General features: G+C 63.5%; 15 protein-coding genes. 8 read left to right on the plus strand and 7 right to left on the minus strand.

Annotated features, from left to right (window positions below; all coding sequences use genetic code 11):
• Nucleotides 1-48 precede the first annotated feature (48 nt).
• Together JQ631_RS17645 and JQ631_RS17650 are read left to right on the plus strand one after the other, a co-directional pair.
• Complete coding sequence (locus tag JQ631_RS17645; RefSeq protein WP_212327952.1) at nucleotides 49-1,599, plus strand: acyl-CoA synthetase; 1,551 nt, start codon at nucleotides 49-51, stop codon at nucleotides 1,597-1,599.
• Between the two features lie 77 nt (nucleotides 1,600-1,676).
• Nucleotides 1,677-2,897 carry an ABC transporter substrate-binding protein gene (locus JQ631_RS17650; protein WP_212327953.1) on the plus strand — a complete coding sequence of 407 codons (1,221 nt, stop codon included), beginning with the start codon at nucleotides 1,677-1,679 and terminating at the stop codon, nucleotides 2,895-2,897.
• 76 nt (nucleotides 2,898-2,973) lie between these two features.
• Here the strand turns inward: JQ631_RS17650 and JQ631_RS17655 are convergent, their stop codons facing one another.
• On the minus strand, nucleotides 2,974-3,744 hold the full coding sequence (locus tag JQ631_RS17655; protein WP_212327954.1) for a helix-turn-helix domain-containing protein: 771 nt from the start codon (nucleotides 3,742-3,744) through the stop codon (nucleotides 2,974-2,976).
• 187 nt (nucleotides 3,745-3,931) lie between these two features.
• On the opposite strand from JQ631_RS17655, the gene JQ631_RS17660 reads away from it, so the two are divergent.
• From JQ631_RS17660 to JQ631_RS17675, 4 genes are all read left to right on the plus strand, one after another.
• Nucleotides 3,932-6,205: a marine proteobacterial sortase target protein gene (locus JQ631_RS17660; protein WP_212327955.1), complete on the plus strand. Its 2,274-nt coding sequence runs from the start codon at nucleotides 3,932-3,934 to the stop codon at nucleotides 6,203-6,205.
• A gap of 126 nt (nucleotides 6,206-6,331) precedes the next feature.
• On the plus strand, nucleotides 6,332-6,901 hold the full coding sequence (locus tag JQ631_RS17665; protein WP_212327956.1) for a class GN sortase: 570 nt from the start codon (nucleotides 6,332-6,334) through the stop codon (nucleotides 6,899-6,901).
• Between the two features lie 184 nt (nucleotides 6,902-7,085).
• Nucleotides 7,086-9,305: an acetate--CoA ligase family protein gene (locus tag JQ631_RS17670; protein WP_212327957.1), complete on the plus strand. Its 2,220-nt coding sequence runs from the start codon at nucleotides 7,086-7,088 to the stop codon at nucleotides 9,303-9,305.
• Between the two features lie 147 nt (nucleotides 9,306-9,452).
• Nucleotides 9,453-10,283: an MlaD family protein gene (locus JQ631_RS17675; protein WP_212327958.1), complete on the plus strand. Its 831-nt coding sequence runs from the start codon at nucleotides 9,453-9,455 to the stop codon at nucleotides 10,281-10,283.
• A gap of 3 nt (nucleotides 10,284-10,286) precedes the next feature.
• Here JQ631_RS17675 and JQ631_RS17680 read toward each other — a convergent pair whose 3' ends face one another.
• From JQ631_RS17680 to JQ631_RS17690, 3 genes are all read right to left on the minus strand, one after another.
• Entirely contained in the window at nucleotides 10,287-13,190 is a 2,904-nt protein-coding gene (locus tag JQ631_RS17680; RefSeq protein ID WP_349644986.1) for an autotransporter outer membrane beta-barrel domain-containing protein, read from the minus strand.
• A gap of 332 nt (nucleotides 13,191-13,522) precedes the next feature.
• On the minus strand, nucleotides 13,523-15,025 hold the full coding sequence (locus JQ631_RS17685) for a flavin-containing monooxygenase (RefSeq protein WP_212327959.1): 1,503 nt from the start codon (nucleotides 15,023-15,025) through the stop codon (nucleotides 13,523-13,525).
• A gap of 122 nt (nucleotides 15,026-15,147) precedes the next feature.
• Nucleotides 15,148-15,906, minus strand: coding sequence for a S1 family peptidase (locus tag JQ631_RS17690; protein WP_212327960.1), 759 nt, complete (start codon nucleotides 15,904-15,906; stop codon nucleotides 15,148-15,150).
• 86 nt (nucleotides 15,907-15,992) lie between these two features.
• On the opposite strand from JQ631_RS17690, the gene JQ631_RS17695 reads away from it, so the two are divergent.
• On the plus strand, nucleotides 15,993-16,628 hold the full coding sequence (locus JQ631_RS17695; protein WP_212327961.1) for an HAD-IA family hydrolase: 636 nt from the start codon (nucleotides 15,993-15,995) through the stop codon (nucleotides 16,626-16,628).
• 59 nt (nucleotides 16,629-16,687) lie between these two features.
• On the opposite strand, the gene mtnA is transcribed toward JQ631_RS17695, so the two are convergent.
• The 3 genes from mtnA to JQ631_RS17710 form a co-directional block, all read right to left on the minus strand.
• Nucleotides 16,688-17,797: an S-methyl-5-thioribose-1-phosphate isomerase gene (gene mtnA, locus JQ631_RS17700; protein WP_212327962.1), complete on the minus strand. Its 1,110-nt coding sequence runs from the start codon at nucleotides 17,795-17,797 to the stop codon at nucleotides 16,688-16,690.
• Between the two features lie 18 nt (nucleotides 17,798-17,815).
• Nucleotides 17,816-18,691, minus strand: coding sequence for an S-methyl-5'-thioadenosine phosphorylase (locus JQ631_RS17705; RefSeq protein ID WP_212327963.1), 876 nt, complete (start codon nucleotides 18,689-18,691; stop codon nucleotides 17,816-17,818).
• A 118-nt stretch (nucleotides 18,692-18,809) separates the two neighbouring features.
• Nucleotides 18,810-19,082, minus strand: a complete 273-nt coding sequence (locus tag JQ631_RS17710; RefSeq protein ID WP_212327964.1) for a phosphopantetheine-binding protein — start codon at nucleotides 19,080-19,082, stop codon at nucleotides 18,810-18,812.
• Between the two features lie 356 nt (nucleotides 19,083-19,438).
• Between JQ631_RS17710 and JQ631_RS17715 the strand changes: the two genes are divergently transcribed.
• Nucleotides 19,439-20,656 carry an acyl-CoA dehydrogenase family protein gene (locus JQ631_RS17715; protein WP_212327965.1) on the plus strand — a complete coding sequence of 406 codons (1,218 nt, stop codon included), beginning with the start codon at nucleotides 19,439-19,441 and terminating at the stop codon, nucleotides 20,654-20,656.
• Nucleotides 20,657-20,661 lie beyond the last annotated feature (5 nt).

Raw genomic sequence — 20,661 nt, forward strand, 5'->3', positions numbered from 1 at the left:
GCACAGCAATAAATTCAGGCGGCACAAGACCGCCCGAGGGAGGAATTTTTGGCCGTTCGTTACTACGACTGGATCGCTCATCACGCGCGCCGCTCGCCCGGCAAAGTCGCGGCCATCGACCTCGCGAGCGATCGCCGCTTTACCTATGCGCAGTTCGACGCCCGCGTCTCTCGCCTTGCCTCGTTCTTCCGCCATATGTTGGGGGTCTCGCGCGGCGACCGCGTCGCGGTGCTGGCGCTGAACACCACCGATACGCTGGAGGTGCAGTTCGCCTGCGGACGGCTCGGCGCCGTCTTCGTGCCGCTGAACACCCGCCTCACCGTTCCCGAGCTTCAGTTCATCACCGGCGATTGCGCGCCGAAGGTGATGATCCACGACGCTGATCTGGCCGAGACGGCGCTCGCTGTCGCAAAACTCTGCAACGTCGCGACAAGCCTTCTGCTCGGTGCCGGCGGCGCCTATGAAGCCGGCATCGCTGCCGCGAAGCCATTCGATCATGCGGAAGAGGTCACGCTCGATGATGTCTCGACCATCATGTACACGTCGGGCACGACGGGTCACCCCAAGGGCGCGACCATCACCCATGGCATGACGTTCTGGAATTGCGTCAACCTCGGCGGCCCCGCCTGTATCGGGCCGTCTTCCGTGCTGCTCACCGTGCTGCCGCTATTCCACACCGGTGGGCTGAATTGCTACACCAATCCTGTGCTGCACGCCGGCGGCACCGTGACGATCATGCGCGCCTTCGATCCCGCCACCGCACTCGGCCTGATCAACGATCCCGCGCAGGGCATCAACGTGTTCTTCGGCGTGCCCGCGATCTATCAGTTCATGGCGCAGCAGCCTGCTTTCGCGACGACGGACCTTTCCCGGCTGATCGTCTGCGGCGTCGGCGGCGCTCCGATGCCCGTGCCGCTGCTGAAAGTATGGGAGGCCCGCGGCGTCGCACTTCAGCAGGGCTACGGTATGACCGAGACGTCTCCGGCCGTGCTGGTTCTCGACCGCGAGGACGCGGCGCGCAAGGCCGGCTCGGCCGGCAAGCCGGTGCTGCACACGGAGGTGCGCATCGTGCGTCCCGACGGCAGCGATGCCGATGTCGGCGAGCTCGGGGAGCTCTGGGTCAAGGGCCCCAACATCACCCCGGGCTATTGGAACAGGCCGGAAGCGAACAAATCCTCGTTCACCGACGGCTGGCTGCACACCGGCGATGCGACCCGCGTGGATGAAGAGGGCTTCTACTACATCGTCGATCGCTGGAAGGACATGTACATCTCCGGCGGCGAGAACGTCTATCCGGCCGAGGTCGAGAACGTCCTGCACCAGCTCGCCGCAATTGGCGAAGCCGCCGTGATCGGCATTCCCGACCCGCAATGGGGCGAGGTCGGCCTCGCGATCGTTGCGGTGAAGCCTGGCCAGCGCCTGACCGAGGCCGACGTCTTCGCACATTGCGCCGCGAACCTGGCGCGCTTCAAATGTCCGCGCCAGATTCGTTTCGTCGACGCGTTGCCGCGCAACGCCACCGGAAAAATCCACAAGCCAACATTGCGCAAGGAATTCTCGATCACCTCGGAAGTAGACAAGAAAGTCGCCAACGCCTGATCAAAGCGTCCGTCTCGTGGGCGCTTTTCTTCTTTGACGTGCCTGCCCAAAAACCAGAAGAACCCCAAGGAATTTTCATGAACAAGAAACTCTCGCTACTTGCCGCAGCAACAGCGATGACGCTGCTTGCGACACAGTCTGCCTATGCGCAGAAGAAATATGACACCGGCGTCACCGACACCGAGATCAAGATCGGCAATGTCGAGGCCTATTCCGGCCCGGCATCCGCCTACGGCGTCATCGGCAAGACCGAAGAGGCCTATTTCAAGATGATCAATGATCAGGGCGGCATCAACGGCCGCAAGATCAACTGGATCTCCTACGACGACGGCTATTCGCCGCCGAAGACGGTGGAGCAGATCCGGAAGCTGATCGAGAGCGACGAGGTCTTCCTGGTGTTCAACGCGCTGGGCACACCGACCCAGACCGCCGTGCAGAAATATCACAATTCCAAGAAGGTGCCTCAGCTCTTCCTCGCGACCGGCGCCAGCAAGTGGAACGACCCGCACAACTTCCCCTGGACCATGGGCTTCCAGCCGAGCTACCGGGTCGAGGCGCGGATCTTCGCAAAGTACATTCTGAAGGAGAAGCCAGACGCGAAGGTCGCAATCTTCTATGCCAATGATGATTTCGGCAAAGACTACCTCGCCGGCATCAAGGACGTGTTCGGCGACAAGGCCTCGAAGCTGATCGTGGCCGAAGAGAGCTACGAGACGTCGGAGCCGTCGATCGACGCCCATATCGTCAAGCTCAAGGACACCGGCGCCGACGTCTTCGTGAACATCGCAACCCCGAAGTTCGCGGCTCAAGCCATCAAGAAGATGGCCGAGCTTGGCTGGAAGCCGATGCACCTGATGACCGACGTGTCGGTCTCGATCGGCGCGGTGATGAAGCCCGCCGGCCTCGAGGCCTCCGAGGGCGTGCTCTCGGCCGGTTACCTCAAGGATGCGTCAGATCCGCAGTGGAAAGACGATGCCGGCATGAAGGAGTTCATGGCCTTCATCGAGAAGTACATGCCGGGCGCGAACATTTCGGACGCCAATCTGGTTTACGGCTACGCCGCAGCCCAGACCATGGTGCAGGTGCTGAAGCAGGCGGGCGACAATATGACCCGCGAGAATGTAATGAAGCAGGCCGCCAGCCTGAAGGACTTCACGCCTGATACGCTGATCCCGGGAATCACGATCAACACCTCGGCTACCGACTTCGCCCCGATCGAGCAGCTCAAGATGTGGCGGTTCAAGAGCGGACAGTGGGAGTTGTTCGGCCCCATCATCAGCGCCGAACCGAGCGGTTAGTTCACGACGAGCGTGCACATTTCAAGGAAATAGCGGCCGCAAGGCCGCTATTTTTTTTGCAAGCCGCGAGGACGCATTATCCCGGCAGGAAGAGCGCGAACGAATCGTCGACGGTCCGGCGCAAATGATCGCGGTAAAGCGCATGGTTTGCGTCCCCAGGCGCGACCCGCCCGAGCGACGGCGTCGGGACATTCTTGAGTGGCACATAGGCGATCGGCGCCGCGACCGGCGTCAGTTGCGAGCCGGAGCCGGCGCGCAGCGTCGAGATGATGCCATACATCGCGCCGGTCACGGTCGGCCGCGACACAGTGATGACCCGGTGCTGGCCGTGCTTGTTGATGACGAGATAGATGAACCCGGACTGATGCGGCACCGCGACCTCGCCGGTGTGCTCATAGGCCGCATCCGTCCGCTCGCCCTCACGGAAGACCAGGGATGAGACCTTCGGCTCCCAGACGATCTCGGTGCGATAGGCGAAGATCGCATCCTTGTCGCCAAAGGACGGCCGCAGCGTGATGTAGACGCCCTCGAGCCAGGTCACGGCGCGATGCGAATAGGAGCCGAGGCTGTCTGGCGCGACATCGTTGCCGGCTGCGGGCGCCGCCGCAACCGGGCTCTTGCGCAATGATACGCCCAGCGCCTGCTCCAGCCGGACCGTGGTTGCCAGCGTGAACGGGCGTCGGCCGCCGAGCGCCTTTTCCAGTGTCGACAGGCTGAGCTTGGCCTGCTCGGCCAGCGCCTGCCGTGAGATGCGGCGCCTGGCGATCTCCTCTCGGATCGTCTCCGCGACTTCGCGGCTCTGCTCGTCCGAAAGCTGCCCGTCAGAGAGCTTGTCTTGCGTCTGCATCGTTAACCCTGCTCCACGGCCACCAGTCTAGCAGGCCGGACAAGTCAGCACAAAACCGGACATGACCGCCAAGGCGGCGGGCCGCCGAGGCCGGCCATGGCGGAACAATGCCGATCAATCTGCTCGCGAAACCAGCCCCTCCCGACCGATGCTCGGCATCACCAAACAGCTTTCGGGAGCAGGCCAAATGGACAATTACGACACGGTCGACAGCCACGAACATCCCTGGCTCGAGAGGCTCATCAAGGTCGGACTGTTCCTTCTGGCGCAAAGCATTGCCGTGCTGCTGGTCAGCTTCGTGGCCCTGCTGGTGAGCTTCGAGACCTCCTGGTCTGCGACGACGGAGCAGGCAAGCGTGCTCCAGCCCGGCGACGCCAGGTCCGGCAGCCTTCTCCTGAAGGAAGACGGCGCCTATACCGAAGCCATCCGCCTCGGGACCGACATCGACGTCACGGTCTCAGGTCCCACGCTGCGCACGCGCGTCACGCAAGTTTTCCGTAATCCCACCAAGGACTGGGTCGAGGCGACCTATGTCTATCCGCTAGCCAGTGACGGCGCCGTCGACACGCTGAAGATGGTGGTCGGCGATCGCGTTATCGTCGGCGACGTCAAGGAGCGTCAGCAGGCACGCGTGATCTACGAACAGGTACGCCGCGCCGGACAGAAGGCCGCGCTCACCGAGCAGGAGCGGCCCAACATCTTCACCAATTCGGTTGCCAATATCGGCCCCGGCGAAACCGTGCTGGTGCAGATCGAATATCAGGAGCCGGTGCATCAATCCGGCAGCGAATACTCTCTGCGTGTGCCGTTGGTGGTCGGGCCGCGCTACAATCCGGCGCCGATCGTGCAAAGCGTCGACTTCCGCAAGGACGGCTCGGGCTGGGGCACGACCAATTCTGACCCGGTGCCGGACCGTGATCGCATCTCGCCGCCCGTGCTCGATCCCGCCAAGAATTCTCCAAACAACGCGCCCGTCAATCCGACCAGCATCACGGTGCACCTGAATTCCGGCTTTGCGCTCGGCGAGGTGAAGAGCCATCACCACAATGTCAGGATCGAAAGCCCTGATAACGCGACGCGCATCGTGACGCTGGCCGACAACACCGTAGCCGCCGATCGCGACTTCGAACTGACCTGGAAGCCGGCGGCGGCGAAGGCACCGTCGGTCGGTCTGTTCCGCGAGCACGTCGGCGACGCCGACTATCTGCTCGCCTTCGTCACGCCGCCGGCCGCCGAGCAGGCGACGCAGAAGCCACTACCGCGCGAAGTGGTATTCGTGATCGACAATTCCGGCTCGATGGGCGGCACGTCGATCGAGCAGGCCAAAGCGAGTCTTCTCTATGCGCTCGGCCGCCTCCAGCCGAATGACCGCTTCAACGTGATCCGGTTCGATGACACCATGGACGTGTTGTTTCCAGCCTCGGTTCCCGCCGATGCCGCGCATGTCGGCGAAGCGACCTCGTTCGTCGGCGCATTGCAGGCCCGCGGCGGCACCGAGATGGTGCCGGCGATGCGCGCAGCGCTCACCGACAAGCTCGGCGACACCAACATGGTCCGCCAGATCGTGTTCCTCACCGACGGCGCGATCGGCAACGAGCAGCAATTGTTCGAGACCATCACCACGATGCGCGGCCGCTCGCGCATCTTCATGATCGGAATCGGCTCCGCGCCCAACACCTATCTGATGACGCGGGCCTCCGAGCTCGGCCGCGGGGCCTTCACCCATATCGGCTCCGTTGAGCAGGTCGAGGAACGGATGCGCGGCCTGTTCGCCAAGCTGGAGAACCCCGCCGTGACCGGCCTCTCCGCGAAATTCTCCGAGGCCAAGGCCGATATTACCCCCGCGATCATTCCCGACGTCTATCGCGACGAGCCGCTGGTGCTGGCGGCGAAGCTCGACAAGCTCGCGGGCTCGCTGGAGATCAAGGGCCGAGTCGGTGACCGTCCGTGGTCCGTGACGCTGCCGCTGCAAAACGCCGCCGCAGGCAAGGGCCTGTCAAAACTCTGGGCCAGGCGCAAGATCGGCGATGCCGAGGTGGCACGGACGCTCCGCGAGATGACGCCGGAGGATGCCGACAAGTCGATCCTTGCGCTGGCGCTCGACCATCAGATCGTCACGCGGCTGACCAGTCTCGTCGCGGTCGACAAGACGCCGAGCCGCCCCGAAGGCGAGCCGCTCAAGCTCAGTGAGTTGCCGATCAACCTGCCGGCCGGCTGGGATTTCGCGAAGGTGTTCGGCGAACGTCCGCAACTGACGCCAACGCAGCTGCGCGAACGCCGCGCCGATGCAGGCCAGCCCGCGGCAAGACGGCCGGCTCCCGTCACGTCAGATACGATTCGCCTGCCAAAGACGGCGACTTCAGCCGAGCTGAAGATGATCGCGGGCCTGATCATGATCGTGCTCGCCCTGATCCTGTTCGTGTTCAACCGGCGTCAGACCTTGCTCACTGACGCCGCTTGAGAGAGGAGTCCCCCCGAACTCCTCTTGCTTGGCGCGCGCGGCTGCCCGTCCCATACCGGTCGCGCGCGCATTTTTTCCTGTCATTGCGAGCAGCGAAGTGACGAAGCAATGACGAGAGAGCCTGTCATGCCCCGCCTCGTCTCCCCTCTGGTCCTTGTGCTCGTCGGAACGATCCTGTTCGGCGATGGCGCCTACATTTACGCCAAGGCCTGGCTCGCGCAGGTGCTACTGGAACGTGCGTTCGATCGGAGCATTACGGCCGGCCAGCCGGTCAAGCCGTGGTCCTGGGCCGATACCTGGCCGGTGGCGCGGATCGAGGTGAAGCGGATCGGCGCCAGCGCCATCGTGCTCTCCGGCACGAGCGGCCAGGCCCTTGCCTTCGGCCCCGGTCATATCGACCAAACGGTGGATGCCGGCGAGCGCGGTGTTGCCGTATATGCTGCACATCGCGATACCCATTTCCGCTTCTTGCGGAACGTTGCCATTGGTGACGTGATTGATGTTACACGAAGCGACGGCAAACACTTTCGCTACCGCGCCGACGCTTCCGCGATTGTCCGCTTCGACGCATCGGGCATTGATCCAGCGACGCAGGATTTCGAGCTTGTCCTTTCGACTTGCTGGCCGTTCGACGCCGTCACATCCGGCCCCGAACGTTACGTGCTGCATGCCACTCTGATCGAAGAGCGTGAATAGTTGCCCGCCATCGGCGCCTCCTTGCGCTACTGAGGAGGAGACGCACGACGGCGATGAAGTCGCCGAAGGCAGTCCACCTCTCATTCCGCCGTGCGGCATGCAGCCCTGCTGGTTGCCACTCCACGCAACTCACCCTACGATCCCGTGACGCACCAGCAAGAAGAACAACAGGTGAGGTCACGCCATGGAAGCTCAGGTTTCTGCTGCATCGGTTCCTGCCCGCCCATGGTCGCCGCCGCCCGATGCCAGTGACATCGTCAAGGGCATCCACGCCATGCTGCATCCGCGCAACATCGTGCTGGTGGGCGCGACCGACAAGCCGGGCAATTACGCCGAGCGTATCTGGAACAATCTGGTCAAATACGGCTACGGGGGCGGGCTCTATCCTGTCAACGCCAAGCGCGAGACCATCTGGGGCGTGCCCTGCTACAAGGATTTTGCCAGCCTTCCCGAGAAGCCTGATCATGTATTGGTGCTGGTGCCGGCGCGCTTTGCCGTGCAGGTGATCCGCGACGCCGCCGCCGCGGGTGCGCGGTCGGCCACCATCGTCACCTCCGGGTTCAGCGAGTTGCAGGACGAGGACAGCCAGAAGCTCGCCGCAGAGCTGCAACAGGCCGTGCGCGAGACGGGGCTCGCCGTCACCGGTCCGAACTGTCTCGGCAATTTGAGCGCCGGCGAAAAGCTCTTCACCAATATCGACGACCGCATCGTCACCATGGAACAAGGCGCGGTGGCGATCGCCGGCCAATCCGGCGCCATCGTGATGGCGATCCGGCAGGCGCTGGAGGACCGTGGCGTCGGGGTCGGCTACATGGTGACGACAGGCAACGAGACCGGGCTCGAGACACCGGACTTGATGCGCTATTTCGCCGAGGATCCCAGCATCAGGGTGATCGTCGTCTACCTCGAAGGCGTGCGCAACACCAAGGCGTTTCGCGACGCCTGCAAGGCCGCGCGTGCCGCGAGCAAGCCGGTGATCGCGCTCAAGCTCGGATCCTCGGAAGGTGGCCGCGCCGCCGCGATGGCGCATACCGGCGCGCTGGCGGGATCGATCGAGACATTCGACGCGATTGCAACCCGCGAAGGCGTGATCCGCGTGGACGGGCTCGATGAGCTGATCGAAGCCACTGAATGCTTTGTCCACGCGGCCGTGCCGAAAGGCAATCGGCTCGCGGCGGTCTCGCTCTCAGGCGGCAAGCGCGGCATGCTGATCGACGCTTTCTACGCTGAGGGCCTGAATTTTGCGCCGTTGAGTCCGCATACCGGCGGCGAGCTCGCAAAAATGCTGGGGCCGGGATCGATCGTCGGCAATCCGCTCGACGCCGGCTTTGCAGCGGTGGTCGACCCCTCCGTCTACATGAAGTCGATCAAGCTGATGATCGACGATCCCGACATCGATGTCGTCATCATCGATGCCGAGCTGCCCAAGGCACCGCATGAGTTGCGCGAACGGAACCTGCGGATCGTCGACGAGATGGCGAGCCGGGCCTCAAAGCCCGTGATCTATGTCAGCGCGATGTCGATCGGCTTCACCGAGTTCACCAAAGGTTTGCGCAAGTCGCTACCCCATCTCACAGTCATGCAAGGGCTCGACCGCGCGGTCACCGCGATCAAATCGCTGCTTGCCTATGCGAAGCTGCGTAAGGAAGTGCCCGACATCGTCTCGGGCTCGAAGCCCGCCGCGCGCGCCGTGCTGGAGAAGGCGCTGAGCTCGGCGAGCGGCGCCGCGCTCGACGAGGTCGCCTCGAAGAAGCTGCTGAAGGCCTATGGCATCCCCGTTTCGAAGGAGGGAATCGCGCAGACGGCGGCAGAGGCCGTGAAGATCGCCAAGCAGATCGGCTTTCCGGTCGTAGCCAAGGTTGTCAGCGCCGAGATCCTTCACAAATCCGACATCGGCGGCGTGGTGCTGAACCTCAACAGCGCGGCCGAGGTGAAGAAGGCATTCTCCGACATCACCGCGCGGGTGAAGAGATTGAAGGGCAAGCCTAACCTCGACGGCATCCTGATCGCCCAGCAGGTCAAGGCCGATCTCGAACTCGTGGTCGGCGCCTCGCTCGACGCAGAGATGGGACCCGTCGTGTTGTTCGGCACCGGCGGCATCGATATCGAGCTGATGAAGGACGTGGCGCTGGCGGGCGCGCCGTTGGACGAGGGTGAGGCGAAGCTCCTGATCGGCCGCACCAAAGCCGGCATCAAGATGCGCGGCTATCGCGGCAAGCCGGCTCTGCACGAGGCCTCCGCCGTGAAGGCGCTGGTCGGCCTGTCCAATTTGATTGCGGATGCCGGCGACCGGATCGCATCGATTGACGTCAACCCGTTCCTGATCAACGCCAAGACCGGCGTCGCGGTCGATGCACTGATCGTGCTGAACAACGCAGCCGCCAGGCGCGCCGCAGGCCATTGATGTCGCGTGGGCCCGATTAGCGCAGCTAAATCCGCCAATTCTGCCCATAAGTACACGAGAACCTGGCGGGTTACGCTTCGCTAACTCGCCCTGCGTACCATTGCGGCTCCTTCCAACTTCCCCGCTTTGGTCGTAGAATCCCAGCGCATGGCACGCGCGAGCAATCTGGTGATCGGAACGACGACGCTGGCGGTGATCGCCGTGGCGTTCGGCGGCCTGCTTGGCGTGCAGAAATGGCGCAGCATCCAGAGCCGCAGCCAGTTGCGCGTCGTGTTCGAGGGCGGGTCCGCGAGCGGGCTGCGTCGCGGCGGTCCGGTCAATTTCGACGGCGTGCCGGCCGGCCAGATCCTGTCGATCAAGCTGGAGAGCCCGCGCAAGGTCGTGGCCCTGGTGTCGCTCGACAACGTCGCGCCGCTTCGCAAGGACACGGTGGCCGGCATCGAGTTCCAGGGCCTCACGGGTGTCGCGGCGGTCTCACTGATCGGCGGCGCTCCGTCCGCCCCGCCGGTGCCGCTGGATTCGGACGGCGTCCCGGTCCTGACCGCCGATCTCAGTGACGCCGAATCCATCGTCGACACGCTGCACAGCGTCGATCGCAGCATCGTCAGCAACGCGCCCGCGATCAAGGAGGGCCTGCGCACCTTCGAGAACTATACGGCCGATCTCAGAGGCAAGGGCGACGAAATCGACGCGGTGATGCTCAAAGTCGACAATGCGTTTGCGGGATTCGACAAGGCAGTCACCAAGATCGAGGGCGTGGTGCCGGGCTTCGTCGACGGCAAGGCCGACGAACTGTTCGAAAAGATCAAGGGACTCCACGAGCTCGCCGACACCATGAAGAAGAAATCGGCAAGCTTCCTCGAGGACACCCGTCGCTCGCTGCTCGATGTCAGCGAAGCCGCCAACAAGATGAGCGGAGCGCCCGCGCCCGCCGCCGCCCCTCGCCCGCCGCGCAAGCCGGCGCAACCGAAGCGTTAGAGCCTACCAGGTGTAGCGGACGACGCCCTTGCCGGCGTAGGAGCGCGTGACGTTCGAGAACTCGCCCTCGAACGTGGCGGATACAGACCAGCCGTTCATCCAGTTCATCTGCACCGACGCCGTGGTCAGCGCGGAATCGCGCGCCAGCGCTGCCCCGTTCACGACGAAGGCCGACCCCGGCAGGGTCTGGAACACCGCGCCGACGGTGCGATCCGGATTGAAATCATGCGCCCAGGCTGCGCGGCCGCGCAGCGTCATCACGCCGCCGGCAGCGGCGAACGATCTGTCGGCGCGCAGGCCGAGCTCGGTGCGGGTGTTGGTCACGTCCTTGGCGGCATAGTTGAGCGCGAAAGTGTTGTTGCCGACCACGGCAAATTCCGAATAGCTCGGCAGGCTGAACAGCGTGGCCTGGACCGCGGCATAGGGCGTCAGCCCGATCCACGGCGTTGCCTGGCGATAGCCGCCTTCGATACGGCCCGACACGGCGTTGGCATTGAACTGCGCACGCAACTGATCTGTGCCGGCTGCCGTGACGACGCGGTTGGTGGTGACATCCTGCCAGCCATAAGCCAGTGCGGCCGTGAGATAGGCGGGGCCGGCGTTGTGACGGACGAAAGCGCCGGCCTGGAACAGGTCTGAGTGGCCCCAGCCCAGTCCATTGACACCGAAGCCGGTGCCGCCGCCGGCGAGCGCGAAGCCTGCAACTGTCGACGGCGAGAAGCGGTAATCGAGGCCAACCGCGGTGCCGTAGACGCTGCTGGTGGTATTGTTGGAGCCCAGCCCCGCATGGCCGTCGGTAGTCTGCGAGCCACCGAAGCCGGCCGCCCAGACATCCCAGCGCTGCTCGAACGTCGCAACCGGCGCCTTGCGATAGATCGAGGCAAAGGCATCGCTGGGGCGCTTGCTGGCCGCGGCGTAAGAATTCGCGCTGGTCTCGTCTGCATAAGGCGTCGCGCCGGGCGTGCCACTGCGTCCTGCGCCGAATACGTCGGTCAACAGGCCCATGAACAGGTTCATCGCATTGAACGTCGTCTGCTGCGACCCCGTTGCGGATTCTCCCGAGGCTTGCGTCAGGCCGGCGGGGCCGAGACCCGCGAGCCCAGCCGGCAGGACACCGTTGGTGTTGAAGAAATTCTGCAGCACCGTGGCTACGTTCTGCTGGTTGATATTGAGCGCGTATTTCGCACCGTAGTTCAGCGTGAAATCGAGGAAGGCCTCGTTCGACCCGACGGTCGTTGTGCCGATCAGTCCTCCCGGCGCGGCCACGCCGGTAAAATTGCCAGTGGCGGTGCCGAAGAAGTCCATGATCGAATAGTGCTTCATCACCATGCTGCCGGGATAAAGCGCAACGCCGACCGTACCGTTCAGCGTGACGTTGCCGGTGACGAGCGCGTGGCTCGTGCTGGATCCGCTGCCGACCTGGACGACATAGACCGAGCCGGCCTGAAGGGTGAGATCGCCCTGAACCTGCATGCTCGAGCCCGGACCGCCGTCGCCGGGCGCGTAGATGCCCCCGGCGATGACAGTGGTGCCGACGATACCGGCGCCATACAGCGCGCCGCCTGCGTTCACGGTGGTCAGGCTCGACTGCGAGATGTCGCCATCGACGCGCAGGACGCCGCCATTAACGGTCGTTGTGCCGGTATAGGTGTTTGTGCCCGAAAGGATCAGCGTTCCACTGCCGACTTTTTCGAGAGAGCCCGATCCGGCGGGACCGCAACCGCAAGGATTGGCGTCGGCGATGACGCCGCTGACCTCGGTCGACAGGTTGTTGCCGCCGACAACGAGCGTGTTGCCGCCACCAATGTAGTAGAGGCCGCTGCCTTCGATCGATCCGGCGGTGATGCGGCCATCGCCGGCCGGGCCGGCTGGGCCTGGTCCGCCGCCGAAATCGGTGATGCCGGTCCCCGTGGTGATGAAACGTGCATTGCCGCCGGTGGAATTGTCGAAGAACTGGGTTTCACCGCCGTCCTTGGTGATAATCGTGGCATTGCCGGCCGTCGACCGGCCGGCGAACAGCGTGGTGCCATCGGCCTCGTTGGTGATCGTGGCGCTCCCGGCAGTTACCGTGTCGGCGATAGTTTGACCGAAGAACGTGACCCCGAAGCTTTGGTTGACGATCGCCGCTGAGCCGGCCGTCGATTGCTCCAGAAAGATCGTGCCACCGCCGTTTTGATTGGTAATGCTGGCTCCGCCAGCACTCGTCTGCGCAAGAAAGACCGTTCCGCCACCGTCGTTGACGATGGCAGCCTTGGCCGCCGTTACTGTTTCGGTTCCGCCAAAAGTACCGAAGATCGTCTGACCTCCGGCGTTGAGGATCGACGTAACGCCCGACATGTCGGCATTGACGATGTTGAACGTGCCCTCGTTGTTGACGGCGCCGATGATGCTGGCGGTATGGGTTGCATCACCAAGCTGCAGCGCCGCACAGGAACAAATGAAAGTGTCGCCCGTGTAGGTGTTGGCGCCGAGCAGCGCCAGAATGCCGGGGGACTGCACCGAAATGCCGCCAGCGCCGACGATGCGGGAAGCGATCACGGCCGAGGGATCCGAGGTGCCGGTCACATCACTGGTGAAGAACGTGGTGCCACCCGAGGCCAGCCTGAGATCGCCGCCCTGGATCGTGTAGATCGTCCCATCGCCGGTGAGATCGAAGCCTACGAGACTTGTGAGCTGGATACCGCCCGGCGTGACCGTAACCGTGCCGCCCGTCGCCGGCGTCGAAGGACCGCTGCTGCCGAATATTGTGCCGGCCGACGCGGGATCATAAGCCGAGCTGGTCGTCCCAAAAAAATCTGTCCAGTTGGTCGTGGTGTTGTCCCAGACACCGCCACCACCATTGACCGAACCGTTGGGCGTGGTCTGCGATCCGTTGAATATCTGCTGCGCGGACGCGGGGCTCGTCACGACGGCCGCGCTGAAGGCCAAGCCAAGCCAGATTGCAGCGGCAACACACCAGCGCGCGCGACCCTGCCCGCTCGATGGCAACCCAGATTTCACGCGCTCGACCCCTACCCCGCGGCGCTCCCGACGGCGCCGCCGGGAACTTAGGACAAGGGGATGATCAGTAGAACTACGGTCGGATCAGAATCCGTCCCGCGGCCTGCAACTTGGGTGGATTCGAAACATGCTGTTGCAACCGCGCCACGCTTTGACACGTTCGGCTGCGGCAGAATGACCATCCATATGGACGGCCATTCACATCAATCATGCATGGTCATCGGTCGGCGGCAGAGCCGTCACCCATACACAAACGCCTTATCGTCCAGATCCGTTTTCGGGATCTCGTCCTTCTCGGTCCAGTAGTCCTGGCTGTGCTGCCATTCCGGCTTGTCGCCGCGCTTGGGCAGCAGATCCATGTTGCGCAGGATGTAGCCGGGATTGAAGTTTTCCGGATCGATCCAGGGCAGGATCGGCATGTTGTGGTCTTCGGCGCGCAAGCTGACCTCGACCTTCTTCTTGCCCTTCGCCTTCATGTGACCGAGCAGGCGACAAACGAAGTCCGCGACGAGATCGACGCGCAGCGTCCAGCTCGCACGGAAGTAGCCGAACACCCAGACCATGTTCGGCACGCCCGTGAACATCATGCCGCGATAGGTGACGGTTTCGCCGAAGGCGAGCGGCTTGCCGTCGATCTCGAAGGCGATGTCGCCGAGCGCCGCCAGATTGAAGCCGGTTGCAGTGACGACGACGTCGGCTTCCAGCACCTTACCCGATTTGAGCTGGATGCCGTTCTCGACGAAGCATTCGATCTCATCGGTGACGACCGACGCCTTGCCGCTGGCGATACCCTTGAACAGGTCGGCATCCGGCACGAAGGCGATGCGCTGGCGCCACGGCCGGTAGGTCGGCGTAAAGTGCGTCTCGACGTCGTAGTCCGGACCGAGCACGGCACTGATCTGGCCAATCAGTTCCTTCTTCACCTGTTCAGGCTTGGACAGGCAGAGCTTTGTGAACGCGTCCTGCTCGAACAGGATCTTGCGACGGACGATCTCGTGGATCCATTGCTCCTCGACCTGAAGCCTGCGCAGCTCTTCTGCAATCTCGATGGCATTGCGGCCGAGCCGGAAGTAAGTGGGCGAGCGCTGGAGCATGGTGACATGTGCGCATTTGTCGGCAATGTTCGGCACCAGTGTCGCTGCGGTCGCACCCGAGCCGATCACGACCACCTTCTTGCCCGCAAGGTCGATGTCGTCCGGCCAAGTCTGCGGATGGACAATGCGACCGTTGAAGCGGTCCATGCCCTTCCATTCCGGCGTGTAGCCTTCGGAATGACGATAGTAGCCCTGGCACATCCAGAGGAAGTTCGCGGTGAAGGTCCTCGCCTCGCCGGTGTCCGTGGTCACCGACTCGATGGTCCAGAGATTCCGCTCGCTCGACCAGCTCGCTGAAATGATCTTGTGCTTGTAGCGGATATGGCGGGCGATATCGTTGTCGTCGATCACCTCGTTCATATAGGAGAGGATCTCCTCGGCGGTGGCGATCGGCGGCCCGACCCACGGCTTGAAGCTGTAGCCGAAGGTATGGAGATCGCTGTCCGAGCGAATCCCGGGATAGCGATGCGTGCTCCAGGTGCCGCCGAACGTCGCCTGCGTCTCCAGGATGACGTAGCTCGTGCCCGGAAGCTGTTTCTCGATATGATAAGCACTGCCGATCCCGGAGATGCCGGCACCGACGATCAGCACGTCGAAATGTTCTGAAGCCTGCTTGGCCGTGGCGTGACTGCGAACCGCGACATTCATTGTTGCTTCTATGCCTTGTCATTTTCAGGCCGCCTTTGACCGGCGACGCGTTTCCTCCGCGACAGGCTTGGTCCGCCATCGCGCTTCCCTTGCAAAATGACATAGATCACGTCGCGATCAAACTACAACGCCGCGCCCCAGTTCCGCGCCGTCTGCAAGATCCAGTCGCGGTAAAGCGTGAGCGGCGTGACCCCGGTCAGTCCGCCGCAGCCGGCCGCTCCGTTCGGTCCCGTGGACCAGCTGATGACACCGACGAGCACGGCGCCACCAGGCTTGTCCTCGAAGACCGGACCGCCAGAATCGCCGGTGCAGGCGCCGATTCCGTCGCGAACACCGTTGGTTACGGGATCGACCAGGCGGATCTGGAATGTGCCGGGCTGGCCTGTGGCCACGAGGCCGGCAACGCGCGTCGCGCCGCCACTCTTGCCATCGCCGCGCACGGTGACGCCAATGCCGACGATGGTGAAACGGCTGCCGAGACGGATTGGAATATTCGGTGCGCCGACCGTCACCGTCGATTTTCCCTTCAGTGGAATTTCGAGTTGCAGCAATGCCACGTCGGCGGTGGCGCGATGCGATTGCATCGCCTGCATGTTGAAGCTCGGATGGATCGCGACGGTGCGCACGTTCAGCAATTGCGGCTGACCGTCCTTGCTGCGATCTACGATCTTGTAGTCGGCGCCGGGCTGCACGCAGTGGGCGACCGTCAGCACAAGCTGCGGCGCGATCAGGCTGCCCGTGCAGAAATTGCCGCGCGAGCCAACGATGGTGACGACCGCGCGCGCAACGCCATCCATCTGCGGCGTGCCGCCGCCGACAATGGCATGAGCCGGCGTGGCGAGCAGCAGCGCAGATACGATGAGAGTTGCAAGCTTCTTCATGGGAACACGCTCGTATGTCGGCAGGACTGGCCCTTGCCGATAGCGCATGCTAGCCCTCTTGAAAAGGAATTGACGAGGGCAGGACAGTGGCGATCGAGGCTGTGATCTTTGATTTTGGCGGCGTGTTGACGAGCTCGCCATTCGAGGCGTTTTCGCGATTCGAGACTGAGCGCGGCTTGCCGATCGACATCATCCGGCGCACCAACGCCGCCAATCACCTCGAAAATGCATGGGCGAGGTTCGAGCGCGCCGAAGTCGACATCGAAACTTTCGATAAGCTGTTCGCGGCGGAATCGCTTGCGCTCGGCGCCGAGGTGGGCGGACGCGACGTGCTGCCATTGCTCCAGGGCGATCTGCGCCCCGAGATGGTCGAGGCGCTGAAGCGCATCAAGGCCAAATTCAAGACCGGCTGCATCACCAACAATCTGCCGGCCAACGCCATCGGCAGCATGACCGGCCGCTCGCTCTACATCGCCGAGGTGATGGTGCTGTTCGACCACGTCATCGAATCGGCCAAGATTGGCCTGCGCAAGCCGGATCCGCGCATTTACCAGCTGATGGTGGAGACGCTGAAGGTCGATCCGAAGAAATGCGTTTATCTCGACGACCTCGGCGTCAATCTGAAGCCGGCGCGCGAAATGGGCATGACCACGATCAAGGTTGCGAACGGCGCACAGGCGATCGCGGAGCTCGAGGCGGCAACGGGATTGAGGCTGGGGTAGTCTATCCTTCGTCATCGCGCTCGCAACGACGGCTGGGGCGAGATATCGCCTAACCAGGATTATTCGGCCGCAGTCGCGATCCGTTCTGGGAACGCGGCTGCAAGCGAAGCACGATCCGGCTTCAGCACACCACGCTCGGTGATGAGACCGGTGACAAGGCGCGCCGGGGTAACGTCGAAAGCGTAATTCGCAACCGGCGAACCCTCTGGCACGATACGCACTGTCTCCAGGCGACCATCGGCGGTACGGCCGGTCATGTCGGTCACTTCAATGCCGCTGCGCTGCTCGATCGGGATGTCGCGAATGCCGTCGTTGACGGCGAAATCGATCGTCGGCGAAGGCAGCGCGACATAGAAGGGCACGCCATTGTCATGCGCGGCGAGCGCTTTCAGATAGGTACCGATCTTGTTGCAGACATCGCCATTGGCAGCGACGCGGTCGGTGCCAACGATGGCAAGATCGACCATGCCATGCTGCATCAGATGCCCGCCGGTATTATCGGGGATCACCGTGTGCGGCACGCCGTGGTGGCCGAGCTCCCATGCGGTAAGCGAGGCGCCCTGGTTGCGCGGGCGGGTCTCGTCGACCCAGACATGGATCTTGATGCCGCGCTCGTGCGCGAGATAGATCGGTGCCGTCGCAGTGCCCCAGTCGACGGTGGCGAGCCAGCCGGCATTACAATGGGTCAGCACGTTGACCGTTTCGCCCGGCTTCTTCCTCGCCGCGATTGCTTCGATCAGCTTCAGGCCGTTGCCGGCAATACCGCGGTTGATCTCGACATCCTGCTCGACGATCTCGTCGGCGCGGGCGTAAGCCGCTTCCGCCCGTTCGACAGGATCGATCGGCGCGAGCACCGCGCGCATCTCGTCAAGCGCCCATTTCAGATTGATCGCGGTCGGCCGCGTCACGACCAGCGTGTCGTAAGCGTGCTTCAGGCCGGCGTCCGAGGCGTCATCGCGCATCGCGAGAGCCATGCCGTAAGCCGCAGTCGCGCCGATCAGCGGCGCGCCGCGCACCAGCATGTCGCGGATCGCCACCGCTGCGTCGTCGCACGAGGTCAGCCTTGCGATGATGAACTCGTGCGGCAGCCGACGCTGATCGATTGCGCCGACGGACCAGCCGTCACGTTCGCGCCAAATGCTGCGGAAATGCTTGCCGTCGACCTTCATGGCGTTCTGCCTTTCGTTTCAGCCGCGCAGAATGCGCCCGGCTACCGCGTCGAGCTTTTTCAGAAGCTCGGGATCGCGCGCCTCGGGCGCGGTAATCAGCGCGGTGTCGAGCGCGCGATCCGAACCGATCGGGCACGGCTCATGCTCGCGCGGAAAATCCTTGGCGAGCCGCGCCACCAGCGCCTTGGCCTTGTCGGCATTGGACGTCAGCACGCGAATGATGTCCTGCACGGTGACGGCGTCGTGGTCGGGATGCCAACAGTCGAAATCCGTCACCATCGCGACGGTCGCGTAGCAGATCTCGGCCTCGCGGGCGAGCTTTGCTTCGGGCATGTTGGTCATGCCGATCACGGAATAGCCCAGCGTCTTGTAGGTCATGCTTTCCGCATAGGTAGAGAACTGCGGTCCCTCCATGCAGACATAGGTGCCGCCGCGCGCGAACGCGATGCCCTCGGCTTCGGCCGCGGCAGCAAGATGGATGCGCAGCCGCGGCGAGACCGGATGCGCCATCGAGACATGCGCGACGCAGCCCTTGCCGAAGAACGAACTCTCGCGTTTGTGGGTGCGGTCCACGAACTGATCGACGAGAACGAAAGTACCGGGCGGCATCTCGTCCTTGAAGGAACCGCAGGCCGACAGCGAGATCAGATCGGTGACACCGGCGCGCTTCAGCACGTCGATATTGGCGCGATAATTGATGTCGGAGGGCGAGAGCCGGTGCCCCTTGTCGTGCCGCGGCAGGAACACGATCGGCAGGCCGGCAATGGAGCCGCGCCGTACCGGCGCCGACGGCTCGCCCCAGGGACTCCTGATCACCTCTTCGTGCGCGCCTTCGAGGCCTGGCAAATCATAGATGCCGGAGCCGCCGATGATGCCCAATACCGCCTGCGTCATGCCCGCTCCACCCTGTTCGCCACGTGCGACATGGTTAAGCTATGCCAGTTTTGCGGCGGTTTTGGAACGGGGTGGTGAGGGGATTGGGTCCGGGCGTTCGCGAGGACGAGCCCGGTCTTTAAGCCGCGGTCGCCGGCTGCAACTGGGTCGCGACCATCCGTTCCAGCGTCTCGACAGACTGGAAATTATCCGGCGTGATCTCGGTTTGCGGAATGGTGAAGTCGAACTCGGCCTCGACACCGAGCATCAGATTGACCATGTCCATCGAGGTCAGGCCGGCGTCGACGAGCTTCGTGGACGGCGCAACGTCGGCGGTGAGCGAATTCTGCTCGAGGATGCCCTTCACCAGCTTGATGATGCGGTTACGCACGTCAGTGTCGAAGGCCTGCATGGTTAAATTCCCGTCTGTCCATAATAGATCGAACCTGTCGCTTGGTACGATGGGCGCGACGGGCCGATCTCACAATGGGCGCCAGCATTACTTCGCGTTTCTTAGTAAACGATGACTCAGATTGTCCGGAATTCGGGCATCTTCCAAAACCCTAACGTGATCGCGGAAATCCGCGCTCTGCAAACAACCGGACCTTAACTGTTCGTTCGGAATTGCAGTTCGTTTACCCTCTATTTCATCGACGAATTTGAATTAAATCCGTAGCCTCCTCTCACAAGCAAAGATGGTCGGAGGATCGCCGATGGCATCGCGAATGATGCCGGCGGTCCCTAACGACGAAGCGGAGGCGGACGAGTATGAACGTGCGTGAAGCAGTCCTCACTGTCGACGAAACGCAGCCGAGCCTTCTTGAGCACGGCCCCTCTTTGATCGAGCGCGCGGCGCGCACCGCCAGCGTGGCTGCGGCCGACGCTGACGGCGTTGATCGCGACGCCCGCTTCCCGCACAAGGCTTTCGACACCGCGCGCGAGCAGAAGCTGCTCGGCGTGATGATCCCGGTCGAGTTCGGTGGCTTCGGCGCTTCCATCTATGACGTCACCGACATCTGCTACACGCTCGGTCGTGCATGCGCCTCGACCGCGATGATCTACGCGATGCACCAGACCAAGGTCGCCTGCGTCGTCAGGCACGGCCACGGCATTCCCTGGATGGAAACCATGATGCGCCGGGTCGCCCGCGACCAGTGGCTGCTCGCCTCCTCCACCACCGAGGGCCAGAACGGCGGCAACATCCGCGCCAGCGCGGCCGCGGTCGACCACGCCGGCGAAACCGTCTCGCTGGTGCGCGACGCCACTGTGATCTCGTACGGCGCCCAGGCCGACGGCCTCGTCACCATCGCCCGCCGCGCCACCGACGCCGCTGCTTCCGACCAGGTGCTGCTGGCGCTCGCCAAGGACGATTATTCGCTGAAGCAGACGCAGGGCTGGGAAACGCTCGGCATGCGCGGCACCTGTTCGACCGGCTTCGAGCTGAAGGTCGATTGCTCCGCCGATCGCGTCTTCCCGGAAGCCTATGACAAGATCCATGCGCAAACCATGACGCCGTTTGCGCATCTGTGCTGGTCGTCGGTCTGGGCCGGCATTGCCGCCGCCTCGGTCACGCGCGCGCAGGCTTTCGTCCGCAAGGCCGCCCGTAGCTCCGGCGGCCAGATGCCGCCGGCCGCCGCGCACTTCACCGCCGCTAAAATGTCGCTGGCAAAGCTTCGCGCATTGATCGCTGCCAATGTCGACGCCTTCGCCCGCGCCGAGCATGACGAGCGCGCGCTCGGCTCGCTCGACTTCCAATCCTCGATCACGCTGCTGAAGGTGCAGGCCTCCGAGATCGCGGTCGAGACCGTGATGCATGCGATGCGCACCGCTGGCCTGTCCGGCTACCGCAACGACGGCGAGTTCACCATGGGCCGCCATCTGCGCGACGTGCTGTCGTCGCCGATCATGATCAACAACGACCGCATTCTTGCCAACGCCGCCACGTCGACCCTGATGAGCGGCGTACCGACAAGCCTTCGTGACTAAATCAA

Origin of the sequence: Bradyrhizobium manausense (assembly GCF_018131105.1) — a bacterium.
In the GTDB taxonomy this organism is placed as follows: domain Bacteria; phylum Pseudomonadota; class Alphaproteobacteria; order Rhizobiales; family Xanthobacteraceae; genus Bradyrhizobium; species Bradyrhizobium manausense_B.